Source organism: Caulobacter sp. DWP3-1-3b2, from assembly GCF_049896325.1.
Taxonomy (GTDB): domain Bacteria; phylum Pseudomonadota; class Alphaproteobacteria; order Caulobacterales; family Caulobacteraceae; genus Caulobacter.
The window spans coordinates 1-19619 of record NZ_JAFCUB010000053.1 but is presented as its reverse complement, the minus strand read 5'-3'; the positions used below and the strand labels follow the sequence as shown (position 1 = coordinate 19619).

Genomic DNA, 19619 nt, shown 5'->3' with positions numbered 1-19619 from the left:
TCCACAACCATCCGAACCGCTCGCTCGCGAACCTCAGGTGAAAACTTGTTCGTCGTCTTGCTTGTCATGGCCTCTTCCTCTCAGGAGTTGAGGCCTCCGGCAAACCCGGCGCGGTTCAGTTCGGCCAGTCAGGGAATCCTGTCGGAGTCAGAGCTAGGGGATTGTGGTATAAGTGTCCGAGAACGTTCAGCTAAACACTTGCGGGGCTGCTACACAAAAGCGCTACAGATTCGAACGCATTTCGTATGCCGGGGCGGTCGTTACTACAACCGGCGCCGTGTCCCCGGATCGTTGCGGGCGATTGTCGGCAAGAGGGAAATCTGGCGTTCGTTAGAGACGGACAGCCCCGCGGTCGCCCTGCGCCGTTCGCATCAGATCGCGGCTTCCATCGAGCGGGACTTCGAACTGGCCCGCGTCCGGTCAGGATTGCCAGTCGATCAAACGATCACTGGTGGGCGGGTTGAGCCAGTCGCAGCACTCCAGGTTCCGGCCTTGGCCTCGCGTTGATAGCTGCGATCGCTGAGCTCCATGGCGCCGAACTCAGGCTGTCGGACAACAGTCCCGGCTTGGTGGTGGAGGTTCACTTCGCGAACGCCGGAAAACCTTGAGGTCGATAGTCGGCAACCTTGCTGTAAGGCCGCCGTGCGTAGCCCTGCTTCGCGCCACCTAGCCGGCGTGTCAGCTTCTCGCGTGCTTGCTTCCAATCGCCCTGCAATCATCGCTTGTTCTCGCCGCCACCGCCGGAATTTTCTACAAATCCGCCAAGTCAGGCCGATGGTCATAGAACTCAACCTGCATCCGCATCGGGCCGGCAGGCGTCACGAAGTGAGGTTGCTCCGGAAGGACGAGGCCCAACCGCTCGGGCGTCAGGCGCTGCTCGTCTGGTGGATCGAGGATCGTGAAGACAACCTCGCCCTCAAGGACCCGGATCACGCCCCAGACGCCGACCTTAGTGCGGTGATCGCGGCGCAATGCAGCCGGCAGACTGGTTTCATCAAATACGGACGTGGTGCGGTAGGGCTGCGAGACCTGTGCGGGTTCCATGTCACGCAGTCAGTCGGATGTCGTGGGCATGGGGCGGATAAGGCGCCGCGGCGTGGTCGATGGGTAGGCCGGCAAGCGTGCTGGCGAACCCGTGATTGACGTCACGATGATGAGCTTCGTCCGCGCGAACGACAAGCACGACATCTCGTAGGGTCGCGGTGTCGGGCAGCTTCCAATAGTGCTTGGCGATGGCGGGGGCCTCGACGTTGGGCGAACGGCCCTCGTCGATCTCCTTCAGATAGAGGGTGTAGCTGATCACCGCCTCTTCCTCGAAATATCCGACGACGCGGTGGGCGGTGCGGCTGGAGACCAGGTAGAGCAGGAAGAAGGCGATATAGAAGATCCACTGGACGAGGATGATCACCAGGCGCTCGAAGAGGTTGGGCTGGGCGATCTGCACGAAGGTCATCAGGTGCATGCGCTCGTTCTCAGCCTCCTCCATGAGGGTGCGGATCCAGCCGTCGTCGTCCTTCATGCGGCGCAGGGCGGTCAGATGGTTGATCGTCGCCCCGACCATACCGGGGACAGCCGCGACCGTTTCCAGCACGATGGCGCGGTGCCCGTAGCGCTTGGCGAAGAAGGTGTCGGCGGCGAAGCGCAGCAGCTTGGTGAAACCCAGGGCGAACCGATCCGAAAAGCCGACCGGCTTGTGATGAACCACGGGCTCCGCGACCGCCTCCTCGGCCAGGGCTCGTGGGTCGGGTGCGAGAATCTTGTTGACCACGATGTACCCCTTTTGGGCTTGGGCCGCAGCGGGAGCACTGCGCGGCTGACGGAAAAAACAATGCAGGCCAGCTTCCCGACGCCCTGGGTTGGGAACGTGTGTCAGGGCCGCCTGTTCCGTAAGCTGGGGAGTTCCGGCGTCGCTCGGGAACCCCACCTGCCGGCGTTCAGAATGGGGTCTTCATGGCTGATGAAATTCCCGGCGCCTCAGACCGCGCGAGGCTACGCGAGAAGGCGCTCTCGAGGTGGGATAACGAAGGCGGCGCGAGCCGCCAGGGACCACAAGAAGGCTCACCCGCGGAGGAAGCGGGCCCCGACCGCGAGCCTCAAATAACCAACACCGAACTGGTGCAGCTTCGGGTTCGCGTGATCGCGCTTGAGAACCTGATGATCGCTTTGCTGGCCGAAGGCTCTGACAGGCAGGCGGAGGTTGTCCGCGATATGGCAGCCTACATCTCGCCGAGGCCAGGTTTCACACATCACCCCCTAACGATCCACGCCGCCGCCCACATGATCGACCTCGTCCAGCGAGCTGCTCATTTCAGCTCTCGGGCAGATCCCGATGGCTAAGCAATTCAATGTCGGTGATCGCGTCAGCTGGAACTCCGAGGCCGGCCGCGTCAGCGGGACGATCATCCGCGTCCATACTCGGGACGTCGACTACAAGGGCCATACCCATCACGCGAGCCCTGCGATCCCGCAGTACGAGATCAAGAGCAGCAAGACCGATCACATCGCCATGCACCTGGGCGCAGCGCTCAGCCGGCTGACATGAGCAACAAGCCCACGACCCCGGAGCCGCTGGAGGCGGCCATTACCCAGGCCGACGATCGCCTGCTGGCGGATCACTGGATGCCGCCGCAAGCCGGCATCGTCCCGAGGGTGCGCGTCGGCCGGCGCTGGATCAGCGTGCTCTGGGCGCTCCCCATCGGGACTGCCGCGCTCATGGTGTTGATCGCCGTCGCCCAGGCCGCGCCACCGGTGGATTCCGGCTTTCCCTGGTGGCTGCAGGTTCAGCACTTCCTGAACATGTTCTTCATGCTGTTCATCATCCGGGCCGGCCTGCAGATCCTGGCCGACCATCCGCGGCTCTACTGGCGGCGCCATTGCACGCCGGGGACGGACTGGTTTCGTTTCCAGCGCCCCGTGCCGAAGGGTCGGGTTTGGACTGCCAAGGATGACTCCGTCACGCTTCCGACATGGCTGGGCATTCCCGGTCTGCGCCATACCTTGGGCCTGGCTCGCTGGTGGCACTTCTCGGTCAACCTGCTGTGGGTGATCAACGGCGTCCTGTTCTACGGGCTGCTGTTCGCCACCGACCAATGGCGGCGGCTGGTGCCGCTGACCTGGGAGGTATTTCCGGCCGCGCTCTCCACCGCCATCCAGTACGCCTCGCTGAACTTCCCGGTGGACCACAGCTGGACGCGCTACAACGGCCTGCAAGAGCTCAGCTATTTCGTCACCGTGTTCGTCGCCGCGCCGGTGTCGATCGTCACTGGCCTGATGCAAAGCCCGGCGATCGCCAACTCCCTGGGCTGGATCGGCAGGCTGCTCAATCGCCAGGCGATGCGGTCGATACACTTCCTCTCGTTCGCCTGGTTCGTGACCTTCATCGCGATGCACGGCGTCATGGTGTTCATCACCGGGCTGCGGCAGAACACCAACCACATGTTCGCCGGCGTCGAGAACGACTCTTGGGCGGGCCTGCCGCTGTTCCTGCTGGCAATGGCTGTCTTGACGGCGGCCTGGCTCTTGGCCTCGCCGTTCACGAGACGGCACGCACGGCTGGTGCAGCGCACCGGAAGGTTCATGATCGGCTGGCTGAAGACCTTGGCCACGCGGATGGACCCAAAGACGCAATTCTAAGAGAGCGACATATCGCCGTTCTTCTGGCCAAACGGCACGATGCCAAACTCGCAGGCCTACGACGCCTTGGCCGCGAACGCCTTCGCCGACTACCGGCTGCGGGTCAGCGGCCTGATCGAAGCGCCCCAGGATCTGTCATTGGCCGACCTGAAGGCCATGCCGAAGCAGGCGCAGATCACCGACCATTTCTGCATCCAGGGTTGGTCTGGCGTCGCCAAATGGAGCGGCGTGCCGATGCGCGAAATCCTGGACCTCGCCCGGCGGTGTTGTCAGCTTAACCGGCGCACCGCGAGGCTCGTTAACTGGACACGTCTTGTTGGAAACGGCAGTAGCGCGCCATGCGTACCCTGTCCTTCAAACGTCATCGGTTCCCAGCGGAGGTCATCCGTTACGCGGTGTGGCTCTATTTCCGCTTCACCTTGAGCTTCCGCGACGTCGAGGAATTGCTCGCGCAGCGCGGGATAGAGGTCAGCTATGAAACCATCCGGTGCTGGACCATTAAGTTCGGCCCGCAGATCGCAAGGAACCTGAAGCGCCGCCGGCCAGCGCCGCCTCCGCGTTGGCATCTGGACGAGATGGTCTGTTCGGTCGGCGGACGTCGGATGTATCTCTGGCGCGCCGTCGACGACGAGGGCGAGGTCTTGGACCTCGTGATGCAGCGTAGGCGCGATACGGGCGCCGCCCTGAAACTGCTCAAGCGCCTGCTGCGAAATCAGCCCGTGGAGCCGATCTCCATCACCACCGATGGGCTCGGCTCCTACACCGCCGCGCTGAAGGAATTGGAGTTAATCGACCTGCACCGCCCCGGTCGATTGCGCGGAAACAACCGAGCCGAAAACTCGCATCTGCCGATCCGACGAAGGGAGCGAAAGATGCAAGGGTTTAAATCGCAAGCTTCCGCCCAGCGTTTCCTCACGACCCACGCGGCGATCTACAACACCTTCTACACCCAACCTCACCTGATCCGCCGTCAAACCCTTCGCCAGTTCCGCAGCGAAGCTATGCGCGTCTGGAATGAAGCCGTGGTCGCCTGAAGGAGACTTGCCTGGAAATGATAGTCCCCAGGCGGGGTTACCCTGACAACGCCACCAGAGCGGGTTAGTTTTCAGAAGAGTCTTCCTAGCCCTTATTTCCGCGCCCTGATGCGGCTGAGCTTTTTGGCGCCGGATCTTCAGGCAATGATCGTGGAAGGCCGTCAATCAGCGACGCTGTCCCTGGCCCATCTCTTGGCCCGGGGCATGCCGATCCTTTGGGATGATCAGCGGCGGATGCTCGGCATCGTTTGAGCGGGCTCGGCTCGCGCAAGGCCGTTCCCTGTTTCCAGATCGATGCGGCCTGTTTCCGAGTCTATATTCCCTGTTCGGCGAGGAAAATCGGGGGCCTGATGGGAGCGTCTAAGTCCCTATGAGCGCTGGATTTTTCTGAGCGGCACGAGCTGCATATAGCCTAAACGGTGATCCGTCCTGATCTAATTCCCTGCAAACTTCCCTGTTCGCAGGGAAACCCATCTGGATCACAGCGGCGTGGAGATATGCCGCGCCTATTGGCTTGGTCGAAGAGCTGTTCGAGGACGAAGTGGCGGCTGTGCAGACCGATTGGCGGCGAATAAGCGCGCGTTCTCGGTCGCTTGGGAGCGCCGAGGGTCATTTGAGACAATTTGCCGGGGTGGTGGCGGAGACGGAGGGATTCGAACCCTCGATACCCTTTTGGGGTATGCCGCTTTAGCAAAGCGGTGCCTTCAGCCTCTCGGCCACGTCTCCTCCTGAGAGGGGAGCGGTTCGATAGCCTGTTCGCCGGGCCGTGACAATCGAGCTATCGGAAAAATCCGCGTTAACGTGAAGCTCAGACCGCGAGACTAGCCTGAACCCTGTTCTACAACGGGCTTGGGGCCTCATGTCGTCTGCGATCGCACAATCATTCGAGACCGAAGATGTCCCGGCGGCCGACGTCGAGACGACGCCGACCTTGCCGATGATCGAGGACGAAGACGCTGTCGGCGTCGGTCGGCGCGGCCCGTTCCGTCCCGGCCGCCTGGTGCCGGCCCGGGCTCGCATGCAGGTCCGCAGTCTTTCCCGCGCCTTTCGGATGGTCGACGCGCTCGCCGTGGCGGCGACGACCGCCGCGACCGTGATGATCACCCACCTGCCGGCCGCCGCCTTCGCGCCGCTGGTGCTGGGCGCCCTGGCCCTCGTGCCCGTCCTCTACGCGCTCGAGGCCTACGCCTTCCATCGCCGCGACAGCTTCCGCCGCCATGGCCTGCGCTTGCTGGCCGCCTATGGCGCGACGGCCCTGGTGGTGCTGGCCGCCACCCTAGGCTTTGGCGAGGCTCGCGCCGCGCCCCTTTTCGTCGTCGCGGGATGGAGCGCGGCCCTGGTCGCCGTGACCGGCCTTCTCCACACGATCTGGTGGCGCGCCGTTGATCACGGCCGTCGCGAGGGTCGCCTGACTCCCAACGTCGTGGTCGTGGGCGCCACGGTCAATGCCGAGCGCTTCATCCGCACCGCCCTGGCCACTGGCGACGTCAATGTGCTGGGCGTGTTCGACGACCGCGCCGACCGCGCCCCGCCCCAGGTCATGGGGGTGCCGGTTCTGGGCGACACCACGGCCCTGATCGACCACCGCATCATGCCCTATGTCGACCGGGTGATCATCGCGGTGAGCTCCTCGGCCGAGGCCCGCGTCCGCCAGTTGGTTGAGCGGCTGGAAGTGCTGCCTAACCCGGTCAGCCTGTTCGTAGACGTGGGTCACGAGGCCCAGCGTAGCGCCTCCCTGGCCCGCTTCGTCGACCTGTCGGGCGCGACCACTGACGCCCGCCGCGCCATCGCAAAACGCGCCCAGGACATCGTGGTCGGCGGGCTGGGCCTGCTGGTCGCCTCGCCGATCATGCTGCTGGTGGCCCTCGCCATCAAGCTGGACAGCCCTGGCCCGGTGTTCTTCCGCCAGCGTCGCCACGGCTTCAACAACGAGGCCATCCTGGTGTGGAAGTTCCGGTCGATGCGACACGAGATGGCCGACGCCAAGGCCGCCCGCCAAGTCAGCGCCAATGACGACCGCGTCACCAAGGTCGGCAAGTTCATCCGCAAGACCAGCCTCGACGAGCTGCCCCAACTGTTCAACGTGCTGAAGGGCGAGATGTCGATGGTCGGCCCCCGCCCCCACGCCATCGGCATGAAGAGCGGCGACGTGGAGTCGGCCAAGCTGGTCGCCCACTATGCCCACCGCCACCGCATGAAGCCGGGCGTCACCGGCTGGGCGGCGATCAACGGCTCGCGCGGCCCGGTCGATACGGCGCAGCTGGTCCAGGAGCGTGTCGCCCTGGACGTGGACTACATCGAGCGCCAATCGTTCTGGCTGGACCTCTACATCATCGCCATGACCATCCCCTGCCTGCTCGGGGACCGGTCGGCGGTGCGCTGAGGACCCGATCATGTTCTGGCGTGGCGTACTGGGATACCTGCCGGTCAATATCACTCAAGGCGTGGTGGGCCTGCTCACCATCGTGCTGTTTACCCGTGTCCTGACGCCTGAGCAGTATGGCGTCTACGCCCTCGCCTTCTCGGCGCTCAGCCTGACCCAGACGATCCTGCTCACCTGGACTGAAGCCGCGATGGCCCGCTTCCATGCGCGGCAGGAGGCCGACGGCCGGCTGCCCGATCACTTCGCCACGATCTATCGCCTGTGGTTCGCCCTCGTCCTGGCCGTCCCGGTGGTCGCGGTGCTGGTGCTGAAGTTCGCGCCCTTGGCCGCTCCGCTGAAGATCGCCGTTGCCGCCTCCCTAGCCGCCGTCGTGGTCAAGAGCCTGACCAAGCTGTCGCAGGAGCGCCGCCGCGCGGCCGGCGAGGTCTCCAGCGCGGCCCTGCTCGACATTGTCCAGACGGTCGGCGGCTTCGCCCTGGGCCTCGTATTGGCTTTGGTCGGCCTGGGCGGCGCCGCGCCGATCCTCGGCATGGGGGCGATCTCGCTGCTGTGCCTGGTGTTCGTGCTACCGACCGACCTGCGCCGCGCCCAGGGTGGTCGGTATGACGCCGCCATGGCCAAGGCCTATGCCGCCTATGGCCTGCCGGTGGCCCTGTCGCTGATCCTGGCCTTGGTGCTTTCGACCACCGACCGTTTCCTGCTGGCGGCCTTCCTGGGCGAAAAGGCGGTCGGCGTCTATCACGCCGGCTATTCGCTTGGCAGCCGCACGCTCGACGTGGTGTTCATTTGGTTGGGCATGGCCGGTGGTCCCGCCATGGTCGCGGCCCTGGAGCGCGGCGGCCACCCCGCCCTGAAGGACGCCGCTCACGAGCAGGCCAGCTTCATGGTGCTGCTGACCCTGCCCGCCGCCGTGGGCCTGGCCCTGGTCAGTCGTCCGTTGGCGCAGGTGATGATCGGACCGCAACTCAGCGCCGGCGCCGGCGGCGTCGTGCCTTGGATCGCCTTGACCGGTTGGCTGTCGGGCGTGACCACCTATTACCTGCTGCAGGCCTTCACCCTGGGTAGGAAGACCCCGATGCTGATTGTCTGCATGGCCATTCCAGCCAGCGCGAATGTCGCCCTGAACCTCTTGCTGATCCCGCGCTTTGGCCTGGACGGAGCGCTCTGGTCCACCGCCGCCAGCTACGCGATTGGCGCGATTGGCGCGGGTGTCCTGGGCCGCCGCGTCTGCCCCCTGCCCGTGCCCTGGTCCAGCCTGTTGAAGGCCGGTGTGGCCTGCGCCTTGATGGGCGCCGTTGTGTTGGCCGTGCCGGCCTTCGGCGGGGTGGTCGAGCTGCTGATCAAGGCCGCGCTCGGCGCCTTGGTGTATGGCCTCGCGGTGCTGGCCGTCGACGCCGGTGGCCTGCGCGGCCGCCTGAACGAAATCCTCCAGCGCCGGTTGAGAGCCACATGACCGTCGTTTCCGAAACCCTGACCGACAACATCGCCTGGAGGTCCCTCTCCGAGACGGGCGCCCAGCCGCGCCTGTCGGTGCTGATCCCGACCTTCCGCGACGATCCCAGCGCCCTGCTCAAGGCGCTCGATGAGCGCGGCGTCGAGGCCGAGGTCATCCTGCTGGACGACGGCGGCGGCGACGCGGCCTTGGTCGAGCGGATGGCCAAGCGCATTGAGACGATGACGCTGCCGGCCCGGTTGGTCGTGCTGTCGTCCAACGAGGGCCGCGCCAAGGGCCGCAACCGCCTGGCGCGCCACGCCCGGGGCGGCCACCTGCTGTTTCTCGACAGCGACATGCTGCCCGACCCGATCGGTTTCCTGGCTCGCTGGACAGCGCTGGCCGGGGACGACGTGGCCGTGGCCTTCGGTGGGTTTACCCTAGACCAGACGCCCCACCGGCCCGAGCACGACCTGCACCGGGCCATGGCCCTGAAAAGTGACTGCACCTCAGCGCCTGAACGGGCCAGGGAACCCGAAAAGCACGTCTTCACCTCCAACCTCTTGGTCCGCCGAGACGTCTTCGACACCGTGGCTTTCGACGAAGGCTTCGCCGGCTGGGGGTGGGAGGACGTCGAGTGGGCCATGCGGGTGTCGGCGCTCTATCCGATCGTCCATATCGACAATTCGGCCACCCATCTGGGACTGGACACGGCCCAGGCCCTCGCCGCCAAATACGAACAGTCAGCGGCCAACTTCGCCCGGGTCGTGCAAGGCCACCTTGAGGTGGTTCGAAACTATCCCAGCTACCGTGTCGCCAAGGCGCTGAAGCCCTTGCCTTTGCGGCCCCTCTGGAGGCCGATGCTCAAGTCCATCGCCCTCTGCGAGGCGGCTCCGACGCCGCTGCGGGCCCTCGCCATGCGGCTCTATCGCGCCGCCCTCTATTCGGACGCCGTCTGATGCAGACCTTCCCCGCTGAAGAGATTGGCGAAAAAGTCGACGCCTACGAGCCCGACGTCACATTGAAGGGCAAGCTGAGGCGGCGACTGATCCGCCTGGCCCATCGCCGACCCGCCAAGGTGAAACTGGAGCGGCCGATGGTGTCGTTCAGCTTTGACGACGCCCCCGCCACGGCCTGCGAGGCCGGAGCCCGGGTGCTGGAGCAACGCGGCCTGCGCGGCACCTATTATTTCGCGGCCGGCCTCGCCGGCCGCGACGGGCCCATGGGCCGTTTCGCCACCGGTGAGCACGCCGCGAGGTTGCACGCCGCCGGCCACGAGATCGCCTGCCACACCTTCTCGCACCTCGACTGCGGCCAGTCCTCGGCGGCCGAGACCCTGGCCGACGTCGACCGCAACAGCGCGGCCCTGGCGACCTGGGGCGTCGGCGAGCCGGTCAGCTTCGCCTATCCTTACGGCGACGTCGCCGGCCCAGCCAAGACCGCCCTGGCCAGCCGCTTCAAGACTCTGCGCGCCCTGCACCACGGTCTGATCGCCAACGGCGCTGACCTCAACCAGGCCCCCGCCGTCGGCATCGAGGGCGAGGACGGCGAGGCCGTGGCCCTGGACTGGCTGGACAAGGCCCATGCCCGCAACGCCTGGCTGATCCTCTACACCCACGACGTCGCGGCAGAACCATCCCAGTGGGGCTGCACCATCGGAACGCTGGAGCGGTTGGTGGATGGGGCGCTGGTGGCGGGCTTCGACGTGGTGACCGTGGCCGAAGGCGCGCGGCGGATCGGGCTGTAGGGCTCCTCTCCTCCAGGCGAAGGACTTTGCCACGATTGGGGACAGGCGCATGCGCCTGTCCCCATCAGCAGGCGCGGGTTCACGCTTACGCGCCAAAGCTGCGATGGGATGGGGAGGGTGCGAAGCGCCCGGGCTCCGCCCGGAGGATTTGCAGATTTGATACCGTTTCGACGAAGACGAGCGCTTCGCGCGGCCTTCAGACGAGAGCCATCGGCGCGCGGGGTCTTAACCCGCTTCCGAAGTGGGCCCTCGGCGGGCGGAGGGTTGGCTGACCCTCCGGACCGTACAGGCGATTTCAGCCCGTACCTGTTGGCAACGGCCGCCTACCCGGGCGCCGAAGTTTTGTCGCCGCGGGGGCGAACCTGCTCCGAACCGACCTTGGGGCGTCTCCCGAAGAAGACACGGCGGCCAAGCCTTCCCGCTCGACCACCCCCTACCGCCCGTCAGGTCGCCGGCCGACGTCCCTCCCCGTGCGATGGAGTGAGCAGAGTATGCGGGCGCCAGAAGGGGGTGGGTGTCAAAAAGATCGAGAAAGTTTAGAGCGTTGATTTTGAATGACTTTGTTTCGTGACCACTCGCGTCGAACGGCTCATGCGCCTTTCTATCCTTTGCGGGGAGGCGTGGAACCCTCAACCTTGGTCATCTGCCGAAAATTGATCGCTGCTTTTTCATCCTCTCATCCCGGCGGAGGCCCGGATAAAAGGAATTTCGGGTGTTGCTTCCATCGGAAGCAAACCGCTCTAGGCCTCGATCTCGCGGTCCGGGAAGGCCAGCTTGGCCGCGAAGGCCACGAACAGCACCCAGCGAAAGTCATTATAGACCACCGCGATGCTCTCGGTCAGGGCCACCAGACTGTAGACGACCAGGAAGGGGAAGGCGAGCAGCGCGCCCCGGTCGCGGAACACCGCGATCACCGCCAAGGTCATGGTCTGCAAGTAGAATAGCCCCCAGGCGATCAACCCCACCAGGCCCATGCCCAGCCACTGTTCCAGCCAGCTGTTATGGGCGTGCTGGGCCTGGAAGCCAGCGTTCTTGCTGATCCAGGCAAAGGGGCCCCAGCCGGTCTTGTCGCCCCACACCGCCTGGTAGCCATAGCCGAGCCAGGGCCGGTCCTCGATCTCGCGCATCACCGCGCTCCAGATCTTGGTGCGGCCGGTCAGGGTGGCGTCCTTGCCGAGGATCGAGAAGAACACATCGGCGGCGAACAGGATGAAGGCGGCCAGAAGCACCACGCCGGTTACGCCGGCCCAGGTGGCGGCGACTCCAGCGGCGGGGCTGCGGCGGGCCACTAGCACGAAGCCGATCGCGCCCATGCCCAGCACCAGCGAGACCAGCGAGGTCTTTGACGTCGACATCAGCACCAGCACCAAGGCCAGGCCCGCGAAGGTCCACCACAGGTGAGCGCGCCGGGGGTTGAGCAGCGCGGCAGCCGAGAGGATGCAGAAGCCGAAGGCCATGTTTCCGCCCAGGCCGTTCTTCTCGCGCCAAAGGCCGCGCCAGGCGCCGGGGAAAAGCTCGGTCATGATCCCGATGCGCGGCACGGCCAGACAGACGACGAAACTGGCGATGATCAAGACCGCGAAGGCCGCTCCCACCACCTCGGCCAGCTGCGGCCAGCGAAACCGCGCCGCCAGGGCGACGCCGCCCAGGGTGGTGCAGACCAAGGCGAAACAGCGCCGGGCTGTCTGGTCGGGGTTCACCGACCAGACCATCGAGGCGACAACCACGACCAGCAGCACGATCAGGAACGGCTGCCGGATCAGCACCCGGAAGGTCGCGCCAGGCCGCAGGGCGATCAGGGCGAAGCCGGCGGCATAGGCGGGCAGGTAGGCGACTCGCAGGATCGCAGAGCCGGCCTCGGTGGCGCTCTCACCGACCAACGGCAATTCCCAGCCGCCGCTATAAAGCAGCAGGGCGAAGACCGCCAAGGCGAAGAGGGCGATGTGGGCGAAGGTCAGGCGGGCCGGCGCGGCGGCGGGCGCCGTTCCGTAGAGGCTCACGCCGGGCTCCTCAAGGCAGGATGGCCTTCAGGAAACGGGGCGGCTGGACCGAGGCCTGGTTGAAGAACACGCCAGCGCAGCGGCCGCCGGCCGAGGCCAGGGCGTCGCGCAAAAGGCCGGGCGGCCGCACGTCGGGTTGCTGGGCGCTGACCACCATCACGATCTGGTCCATGTGCTGGGCCAGGGTCAGGGCCGCCTGGGAAGTGTCAGCTGAGGGACTATCGACGATGATGATCTCGGCGTGGCGGCGCAGGGCCGACCAATATTCGACGCCGGGCAGGATATGGACCTTCTGGCGGCCGCGCAGGGCCTCGCGGTTAAATCGAGTAACCCACAAGCTCGGCCCACCGACGCTATGGGCGGTCAGGTACTTGGCGTCGGGCCAGACGCCGCCGTCGGGCTTGGGGGCCGGCGGCTGCACGGTAAAAAAGGCCGAGCCGTCCGGCGAGGCCGGCGCGCCGGGGCCCATGGCGCCGTAGCGTTCGGGGTCGGCGGCGATGGCCTGGTATTGCGGCGAAGTGACGAGGTCGAGGTCGATCAACCAGGTCTTGCGACCGGCCCGCTTGGCGGCGAAGCGGGCGAATTCGCGGGCGGCGGTCGAAGTCCCCTCCCCACGCCGGGCGGATACGAACTGGACGACATGCGCGCGGCCGGGCGCGGGGGCGCCCAAGGACCCCCACAGCTCAGCCATCTCGACGTTCAAGTCCACCATTCGCCGAATCGCTACGCGTTGAAGTCCGTTCACCTTAAGGCCCAAACGCTTTCGCGTGAAAGGCGACGAAAGCGCCCAGGGCCAAGCTGATAAAGCCGCCCCAGGCTGTTAGGTTCATTTCAGCGCTTGTAGGCCGCCGTGGCCAGCACCGGCAGGTTCAGGGTGCGCGCGGCCGAAGCCGGAGTTTGCAGGCCCGGACGTAGCAGCATCCGCACGAGACCGGCGCAGGCGGCCGAGAACGCGGCGAACAGGAAGGCCAGGACCAGGATCGGCTTTTTCAGGCTCTTGCCGGTCGAGGGCGCCACGGCGCGCTGGACGATGCGGATATTGTCGCTGCCCTCGGCCGACATCCGGCGCTGGGCCTGGTCCTGCTGTTCCTTGACCGTGAAGTCGCGAACATTGGAAGATAGCACGTCACGGTCGCGGCTGAGCTGGTTGAAAGTGGGCTCCAGCTCCGACAACCGCAGCAGGCGCTGGTTCACGTCCTGGACTTGCTGGCTGTAGGCGACCTGCGCCTGTTGCAGGGCCGCGACCTCGGCCGCCAGGTCGTTCTGAGTGGATTGCAGGGTCTGCCAGATCGGATTGGGACCGCTTCGCCGCGCGCCATCGCCGTTAGTGCGGCCCGAGGCGATGCCCTGCTCCAGCTGAGAGATCTGGGCCTCGATGTCGCGGACCGGTTGGGTGCCGGGCCGATAGCGCGACAGCAGGCCCTCGCGATCCAGCTTCAGCTGGGCCAGCTTGCCGCTCGCAGACATGTCGCTGTCGCGATAGAGCACCATGTCGGCTGGCGTGCGCGCCAGCTCGCCCCGCACCGAGGCCAGGCGGCCCCTGCGGTCCTGAAGCTGCGCTTCGGTGGCGTATTTCTGCGACTCGGCTTGGGCCTGCAGCTGGGTCAAGGCTGTCTTCTGGGCAGTGAAGTCGCCGATGTTGTTGCCCGACAGGAAGGCCTGATAGGCGGTATCGGTCTCGGCCAGCTTGTCGGCGAAGATGTCGCGCTGACGCTCAAGGCCATTGTCGCTGGAGCCGATCAGCAGGCTGCGGCGATAGATCAGATACTCCTCGAGCAGGGTGTTGAGCACCTTCTCGGCGACCTCGGCGTTCTTGTTGGAATAGGACAGCCGGATGATCGAGTTGTCGGGGGCGGTCTCGATCTTCAGGTTGCGGGCGAGCGCGTCACGTCCCTCGGCGATCAGCTTGTGCTTCCCCTCGGGCGAGGCCCTGGAATATTTGGTGGCATGGGCTGGGAAGATCTTGCCAAAGCCGACCTTGCGGATCACCCGCTCGCGCAGTTCGCTGCTGCCGAGGATTTCCGCTTCCGACTGGATCACCTGGTCGACGTCCGGCACCGCGCCCCGCGCGGCGTCGCCGGCTCGGGGCTCGTAGACATATTCCTGGCCCAGGCGGACAAACAGGCTTGAGCTGGCGGTATAGGTCTTCTTCATCGTGGTGGCGAAGGCCAGGCCGATGCAAAAGATCACCATGAACACGCCGAGCATCAGCCAGCGCTCGCGCCAAAGCAAGGTGACGAAATCGGTCGGCGCGTAGCGGGCGCGCGCCGCCCAGTCGCTTCGCGACGGGGGTTCGTGCGGCACGCTGGTCCAGGCGCTCGTCGTCGACATGCGAATCCGATGGGTTCAAATCTCGACCTTACCCTGGTCGGTCGCGCCTTAAGGCTTCGTTACCCATTCCTGTTAAGACTTGCCGCATGCACAGGCGCACCATCCTCTCGGCGGCTTTCGCCCTGCCCTTCCTGGCCAGCGGTCTTTCGGCCTGCGGCCACGTGGACGGCGAGCCCATCACGCCCACGGCCCGCCCGACGGCCGATTTTCCCGACATCGGCTACGCCGAATGGACGGACGACGAGCCAGACTACCGATTCTATCCGGGGGACGAAATCGATGTCCGCGTGCCCTCGGCGGTCGAGCTGAACAAGTCTGCGGTGATCCAACCCGATGGCCGCGTCTCTTTGCCGTTGATCGGTCCGGTGATGGCCGCCGACCGCACCATCGGTGAACTTGAGGCCTCGATCACCCAGGCCTATGGCGCCCAGTTGTTGCGGCCGAAGGTCGAGGTGTCGGTCAAGACCACGGCGCCGCTGAAGGTTTTCGTGGGCGGAGAGGTTGGCAATCCTGGCGTCTATGACATGGCCGGCGACGGCGACGCCCTGCGGGCGGTGATCCAGGCCGGGGGCTTCAAGGCCTCGTCCAAGCGCAGCTCGGTGGTGATCATTCGCCGGGGCCCGGGCGGTCGTCCGATGCTGCGCACCGCGAACCTGCTTTCGGGAATGACAGGCGGCGGGGCGGACTTGGTGCCGCTACGTCGGTTCGACATCGTCTATGTGCCGCGCAGCGGGGTCGCCGAGGCGGGCCTGTTCATGCAGCAATATTTCCGCGACCTGCTGCCGATCAATTTCAGCTACGCGGTCAACGGCTTTAACGGAAACTAGAGCATTTTTCGAGCGAAGTGGCTCCGGTTCGCGTGAAGAAAAATGCGTAAAAACAGAAGATTAGAGCTCACGGCCTGACGCAGTCAGGTCGGGAAATGCTCTAGGTCGCCCACCCGGCGCTTCAGACGTCCGGGAAAGGGAAGGCGTGGGCTGAACCCGTCAGGGTTCAGCCGTTGGCCAGCCATTCGCGCGCCTGGCGCTGCGCTTCGGCGACATCCTCGCTGGCCATCTCCTGCGAGATTTCCTTGCGATAGACCTTGGCTTCGACCGAACCACGCATGGCGGCCAGGTTGAACAGCATGTGGGCCGAGACGTAGTCGAGCGGCGCGCCGCCCTGACCGGTCGAATAGAGCAGGCCCATGCGAAACAGCTCGTCGCCCGAGGTGTCGGCGGTCGGCAGCGGGATGCCGTGGATGGCGGCGGGTGGTTCAATGCTCATCATCATGACCGTGGTTCTCCTTGCAGCCCGCGCCGTCGTTCTGGCCGCGCCAAGCTCTCTGTGGAGACACAAAAGTCCTTCTTGATTGAACATATAGTTAAGGCCGGCGACAGCATAAATCTTGGCCATGAATACATAAACCCTTCACGGGTATTACGTTGCGTTCACCGGTGTTACTAGACGTAAACCCCCGTATACAGCGCGTTAACGAGCGCGCTGGCCAAACAGCACCTTTCGGGCCTCTTCCTGCGCTTTTCCGGGGGTTTGCAGGGCCGGGCGGCGCAATTCCGCCCCCAGCTTGAACCCGCGCTCGACGCCTTCGCGGGCCGCCATGCGCTCGAACCACGTCTTCAAGTGCGGAAATTCTTCCAGAATAATGCCCTGATTTTTCCATGGCACAACCCAACCCCAGCAGGCGAAGTCGGCGATGGACAATTGGCCACAGATGAAATCCTTCCCGTCCAGCTGCTTGTTGAGCACGCCGTACAGCCTGTGGGTCTCGTTGGTGTAGCGGACGGCGCCATAGGCGATCTGCCGCTGGTCGCTGACGATCGAGGCCGCATATTGCCGGAAATGATGGGTCTGGCCGGCCATAGGACCGAGGCCGCCCATCTGCCACATCAGCCACTGGTCGATATCGACCCGCTCGCGCTCATTGGTCCCGTAGAACTGCCCGGTCTTGCGACCCAGATACTGCAGGATGGCGCCGGACTCGAAGACCGAGATCGGCTGGCCCCCGGGACCGTCCGGATCGACGATCGCCGGCATGCGGTTGTTGGGGCTGATGGCCAGGAACTCAGGCTTGAACTGTTCGCCCGTCCCGATGTTCACCGGAACCATGGTGTAGGGCAGACCCATCTCTTCCAGGGCGACGGAGATCTTCCAGCCATTGGGCGTAGGCCAGTAATAGAGTGCGATCGAACCGCTCATGCTGTTTTCCCTCTTCGTTGACTCCAACATGGTCTCGCGCGCGCGTCACGCCAAGGCCGGTGATGGGTTGGAGCCTTAGCCTGACCGCGCCGTTCAGATCAGGTTCAGCGAGACCGGAGCATTCTGTCGTTCAAGAACGAGGGATGAGACGGCCGGAAGGCCCGACCAAAGGAGACGGATGAGATGAAACGTCTTTTACTCACTATCGCGGCCGTGGCCGCCGTGGCCGGCCCGATGGCCCTGGCCAGCGAGGCTTCGGCCCAGGATCGCGGCCACGGTCGCGGCGGCGACCAGGGTGGCCGCGGGGATCACGACCGCGGCGGTCGCGGCGATGATCGCGGCGACCGCCGAGACGGCGACGGCGGTGGCCATGACGGTCGTCACGACAACGGCCGCCACAACGGTTGGGACCGCAGCGACAAGCGCTGGGATAACGGCCGCCACAACGGCTATTACTATAACAATCGCTGGAGCTATGGCGCGCCGCCGGCCGCCTATTACGGACACCCCGGCTACCGTCCCGGCTACACCGCCTGGCGCCGCGGCGGCTACCTGCCGTCCTACTATCGCGGCGGCGACTATGTGATCAACGACTATGGCTACTACCGCCTGCGTCCGCCGCCCCGGGGCTATCACTGGTACCGGGCGGGTAGCGACTACGTGCTGGCGGCGATCGCCACGGGCTTGATCTTCGACATCATCAATAACTAGTGACGTCGATCTGAAACGATGGGCGGCGCTCCGGGCAATCCCGTGAGCGCCGTTCCGTCAGTCGGGCCTAGAGCCCCAGCTTGCCCCGCAGCAGTTCATTCACGGTCGCCGGATTGGCCTTGCCGCCGGTCTCCTTCATCACTTGGCCGACGAACCACCCGATGGCCTGGGGCTTTTCCTTCACGGCCGAGGCCTTGTCTGGATTGGCGGCGATCAGGGCGTCGATGGCCGCCTCAATGGCGCCCGTGTCGTTGATCTGAACCAAGCCCCGCGCCTCGACGATCTGCGCGGGACGCCCCTCGCCCGCCCACATGTGCTCGAAGACCTCCTTGGCGATCTTCGACGAAATCGTGCCGTTCTCGATGAGTTCGACCAGTTGAGCGATGTCCGAGGCCGGCAGCGGCGAGGCGGCAATTTCGCGACCGTTCGCCGCCAGTTTCGACAGCAACTCGTTGGTCACCCAATTGGACACCAGCTTGGCGTCGCGGCCCCCTGTCTTTTCGAAAAGAGATTGGGCGGCGGCTTCGAAATAGTCGGCGCGGTCGCTTTCGATGATCAGCACGCCAGCGTCATAGGCCGACAGGCCGTACTGGCTCTGCAGGCGCTGCTTCTTGGCGTCCGGCAGCTCCGGCAGGGTTTCCTCAATCGCCTTGACCCAGGCCGGGTCGAGGATCAGTGGCAGCAGGTCCGGATCGGGGAAGTAGCGATAGTCGTGCGCCTCTTCCTTCGACCGCATCGACCGGGTCTCGACCTTGGTCGGGTCGAACAGCCGGGTCTCCTGGTCGATCTTGCCGCCGTCCTCCAGGATCTCGATCTGGCGACGGGCCTCGTACTCGATGGCCTGCTGGATATAGCGGTAGGAGTTGACGTTCTTGATCTCGCAGCGCGTGCCCAGATGGCTGAAGCTGCCGGTCTCGCGGAACCTCTCATAGGCGCCGGGGCGGCAGACCGAGACATTGACGTCGGCCCGCAGGTTGCCCTTCTCCATGTCTCCGTCGCAGGTGCCCAGATAGACCAGGATCGTGCGGATTTTCTTCACATAGGCCGCCGCCTCTTCCGAGGTGCGCATGTCGGGCTTGGAGACGATCTCCATCAGCGCCGTGCCCGCACGGTTCAGGTCCACATAGGTGGCGTTGGGATCCAGGTCGTGGATCGACTTGCCGGCGTCCTGCTCCAGGTGCAAGCGCTCGATGCGCACGTCGAAGGTCGTGCCGTCGTCGCGCTCGACGCTGACGACGCCCTCGCCGACGATCGGCTGGTCGAACTGGCTAATCTGATAGCCCTGAGGCAGATCGGGATAGAAGTAGTTCTTGCGGTCGAAGCGGCTCTTCAGATTGATCTGGGCTTTAAGACCCAAGCCAGTCTTGACCGCCTGCTCCACGCAGAAGCCGTTCAGCACCGGAAGCATGCCCGGCATGGCCGCGTCCACCAGGCTGACCTGCTGGTTTGGCCCGGCGCCGAACCCGACGGCGGCGCCAGAAAACAACTTGGACTTGCTGGCGACCTGGGCATGGATCTCGAGGCCGAGAACGATTTCCCACGGGCCGGTGCGGCCTTGGATCTGCTTTGCGGAGGCGGTTTCGGTCATGTCTCAATTCCTGGCCGCAGGGGTGGCCACTTCAGTTTAGCTCCCTTCCCTTCCCTTTATGGGGAGGGTGGCGTCGAGAGCACGACAAATCACGCTCATGACGGGGTCGATATCCTCATGCACCGCACGGGTTGGGAAGCGCAAGGTTTGGAAGCCCGTAAGGCTCAAAACCCGATCTCGGCGTTGGTCGCGGCCGGCTTGTTCCAGCTCAGCATGGTGATGGCCATCCACTTCCACGATCGGCCGGCGGGCGAAACAGACAAAGTCGAGGATGTAGTCGAGGAACGGCGCCTGCTTCCGGAAGTGAAAGCCGTTGGCTCTCAGTGTCCGGAGCCGTACCCACAGGCGAACTTCCTGGGTTGTCATGGCCTTTCGCAAGGCTCGAGCATTTTTCGAGCGAAGTGGTTCCGGTTCGCGTGAAAAAAAATGCGTCAAAACAGAAGATTAGAGCTCACGGCCTGACGCAGTCAGGTCGGGAAATGCTCTAGGGTCAAAACCCAATCAAGGTATTGATTGAGCATTCTTGCTGTGATTCACTCTTTGGAACGGAGGTGGATCATGGCT

21 protein-coding genes and 1 tRNA gene are annotated in these 19619 nt (G+C 64.9%); 12 read left to right on the top strand and 10 right to left on the bottom strand.

Going from position 1 to position 19619, the window contains the following annotated elements; genetic code table 11:
• The first annotated feature begins 66 nt into the window (after window positions 1-66).
• Complete coding sequence (locus tag ACP7AG_RS20610; RefSeq protein WP_426033229.1) at window positions 67-507, top strand: DUF6538 domain-containing protein; 441 nt, start codon at window positions 67-69, stop codon at window positions 505-507.
• A 243-nt stretch (window positions 508-750) separates the two neighbouring features.
• Here ACP7AG_RS20610 and ACP7AG_RS20605 read toward each other — a convergent pair whose 3' ends face one another.
• Together ACP7AG_RS20605 and ACP7AG_RS20600 are read right to left on the bottom strand one after the other, a co-directional pair.
• A complete protein-coding gene (locus ACP7AG_RS20605) occupies window positions 751-1044 on the bottom strand; it encodes a DUF1971 domain-containing protein (protein ID WP_426010042.1) in 294 nt (97 codons plus the stop codon).
• A 1-nt stretch (window position 1045) separates the two neighbouring features.
• On the bottom strand, window positions 1046-1768 hold the full coding sequence (locus ACP7AG_RS20600) for an alternative oxidase (RefSeq protein WP_426010040.1): 723 nt from the start codon (window positions 1766-1768) through the stop codon (window positions 1046-1048).
• Window positions 1769-1950: 182 nt separating this feature from the next.
• Between ACP7AG_RS20600 and ACP7AG_RS20595 the strand changes: the two genes are divergently transcribed.
• From ACP7AG_RS20595 to ACP7AG_RS20575, 5 genes are read left to right on the top strand one after another with little or no spacing between them, the layout of a single operon-like run.
• Window positions 1951-2337 (top strand): hypothetical protein, encoded by a 387-nt coding sequence (locus tag ACP7AG_RS20595; RefSeq protein WP_426010038.1) that lies wholly within the window; start codon window positions 1951-1953, stop codon window positions 2335-2337.
• Window positions 2330-2542 (top strand): DUF2945 domain-containing protein, encoded by a 213-nt coding sequence (locus ACP7AG_RS20590; RefSeq protein WP_426010036.1) that lies wholly within the window; start codon window positions 2330-2332, stop codon window positions 2540-2542. Before ACP7AG_RS20595 ends, ACP7AG_RS20590 begins: the two co-directional genes overlap by 8 nt.
• Entirely contained in the window at window positions 2539-3633 is a 1095-nt protein-coding gene (locus tag ACP7AG_RS20585; RefSeq protein ID WP_426033227.1) for a cytochrome b/b6 domain-containing protein, read from the top strand. The genes ACP7AG_RS20590 and ACP7AG_RS20585 overlap by 4 nt, the downstream gene beginning before the upstream one ends.
• A gap of 39 nt (window positions 3634-3672) precedes the next feature.
• Window positions 3673-4056 (top strand): molybdopterin-dependent oxidoreductase, encoded by a 384-nt coding sequence (locus ACP7AG_RS20580; RefSeq protein WP_426033225.1) that lies wholly within the window; start codon window positions 3673-3675, stop codon window positions 4054-4056.
• Entirely contained in the window at window positions 3972-4667 is a 696-nt protein-coding gene (locus ACP7AG_RS20575) for an IS6 family transposase (protein WP_426033223.1), read from the top strand. The genes ACP7AG_RS20580 and ACP7AG_RS20575 overlap by 85 nt, the downstream gene beginning before the upstream one ends.
• Window positions 4668-5302: 635 nt before the next feature.
• Here ACP7AG_RS20575 and ACP7AG_RS20570 read toward each other — a convergent pair.
• Window positions 5303-5393, bottom strand: a tRNA-Ser gene (locus ACP7AG_RS20570).
• Between the two features lie 133 nt (window positions 5394-5526).
• Here ACP7AG_RS20570 and ACP7AG_RS20565 point away from each other — a divergent pair.
• The 4 genes from ACP7AG_RS20565 to ACP7AG_RS20550 are packed head-to-tail and all read left to right on the top strand — an operon-like array spanning window position 5527 to window position 10229.
• Window positions 5527-7050 carry an exopolysaccharide biosynthesis polyprenyl glycosylphosphotransferase gene (locus tag ACP7AG_RS20565; RefSeq protein ID WP_426033221.1) on the top strand — a complete coding sequence of 508 codons (1524 nt, stop codon included), beginning with the start codon at window positions 5527-5529 and terminating at the stop codon, window positions 7048-7050.
• Window positions 7051-7060: 10 nt separating this feature from the next.
• Window positions 7061-8503 (top strand): polysaccharide biosynthesis C-terminal domain-containing protein, encoded by a 1443-nt coding sequence (locus tag ACP7AG_RS20560; RefSeq protein WP_426033219.1) that lies wholly within the window; start codon window positions 7061-7063, stop codon window positions 8501-8503.
• Window positions 8500-9441 carry a glycosyltransferase family 2 protein gene (locus ACP7AG_RS20555; protein ID WP_426033217.1) on the top strand — a complete coding sequence of 314 codons (942 nt, stop codon included), beginning with the start codon at window positions 8500-8502 and terminating at the stop codon, window positions 9439-9441. Before ACP7AG_RS20560 ends, ACP7AG_RS20555 begins: the two co-directional genes overlap by 4 nt.
• Entirely contained in the window at window positions 9441-10229 is a 789-nt protein-coding gene (locus ACP7AG_RS20550) for a polysaccharide deacetylase family protein (RefSeq protein ID WP_426033215.1), read from the top strand. The genes ACP7AG_RS20555 and ACP7AG_RS20550 overlap by 1 nt, the downstream gene beginning before the upstream one ends.
• Window positions 10230-10969: 740 nt before the next feature.
• On the opposite strand, the gene ACP7AG_RS20545 is transcribed toward ACP7AG_RS20550, so the two are convergent.
• From ACP7AG_RS20545 to ACP7AG_RS20535, 3 genes are all read right to left on the bottom strand, one after another.
• Window positions 10970-12229 (bottom strand): O-antigen ligase family protein, encoded by a 1260-nt coding sequence (locus tag ACP7AG_RS20545; RefSeq protein ID WP_426012469.1) that lies wholly within the window; start codon window positions 12227-12229, stop codon window positions 10970-10972.
• Window positions 12230-12239: 10 nt separating this feature from the next.
• Window positions 12240-12941: a sugar kinase gene (locus ACP7AG_RS20540; protein WP_426012471.1), complete on the bottom strand. Its 702-nt coding sequence runs from the start codon at window positions 12939-12941 to the stop codon at window positions 12240-12242.
• 119 nt (window positions 12942-13060) lie between these two features.
• A complete protein-coding gene (locus ACP7AG_RS20535; RefSeq protein ID WP_426033213.1) occupies window positions 13061-14560 on the bottom strand; it encodes a GumC family protein in 1500 nt (499 codons plus the stop codon).
• Between the two features lie 86 nt (window positions 14561-14646).
• Between ACP7AG_RS20535 and ACP7AG_RS20530 the strand changes: the two genes are divergently transcribed.
• Window positions 14647-15387: a polysaccharide biosynthesis/export family protein gene (locus tag ACP7AG_RS20530; protein WP_426033211.1), complete on the top strand. Its 741-nt coding sequence runs from the start codon at window positions 14647-14649 to the stop codon at window positions 15385-15387.
• Window positions 15388-15553: 166 nt separating this feature from the next.
• On the opposite strand, the gene ACP7AG_RS20525 is transcribed toward ACP7AG_RS20530, so the two are convergent.
• Window positions 15554-15832 carry a sel1 repeat family protein gene (locus tag ACP7AG_RS20525; RefSeq protein WP_426012475.1) on the bottom strand — a complete coding sequence of 93 codons (279 nt, stop codon included), beginning with the start codon at window positions 15830-15832 and terminating at the stop codon, window positions 15554-15556.
• Window positions 15833-16030: 198 nt separating this feature from the next.
• Window positions 16031-16756, bottom strand: coding sequence for a glutathione S-transferase N-terminal domain-containing protein (locus tag ACP7AG_RS20520; protein WP_426033209.1), 726 nt, complete (start codon window positions 16754-16756; stop codon window positions 16031-16033).
• A gap of 183 nt (window positions 16757-16939) precedes the next feature.
• On the opposite strand from ACP7AG_RS20520, the gene ACP7AG_RS20515 reads away from it, so the two are divergent.
• A complete protein-coding gene (locus tag ACP7AG_RS20515) occupies window positions 16940-17467 on the top strand; it encodes an RcnB family protein (protein ID WP_426033207.1) in 528 nt (175 codons plus the stop codon).
• A gap of 67 nt (window positions 17468-17534) precedes the next feature.
• On the opposite strand, the gene gatB is transcribed toward ACP7AG_RS20515, so the two are convergent.
• A complete protein-coding gene (gene gatB / locus ACP7AG_RS20510) occupies window positions 17535-19055 on the bottom strand; it encodes an Asp-tRNA(Asn)/Glu-tRNA(Gln) amidotransferase subunit GatB (protein WP_426033205.1) in 1521 nt (506 codons plus the stop codon).
• Window positions 19056-19091: 36 nt separating this feature from the next.
• Window positions 19092-19421, bottom strand: a complete 330-nt coding sequence (locus tag ACP7AG_RS20505; protein ID WP_426033203.1) for an endonuclease domain-containing protein — start codon at window positions 19419-19421, stop codon at window positions 19092-19094.
• Window positions 19422-19619 lie beyond the last annotated feature (198 nt).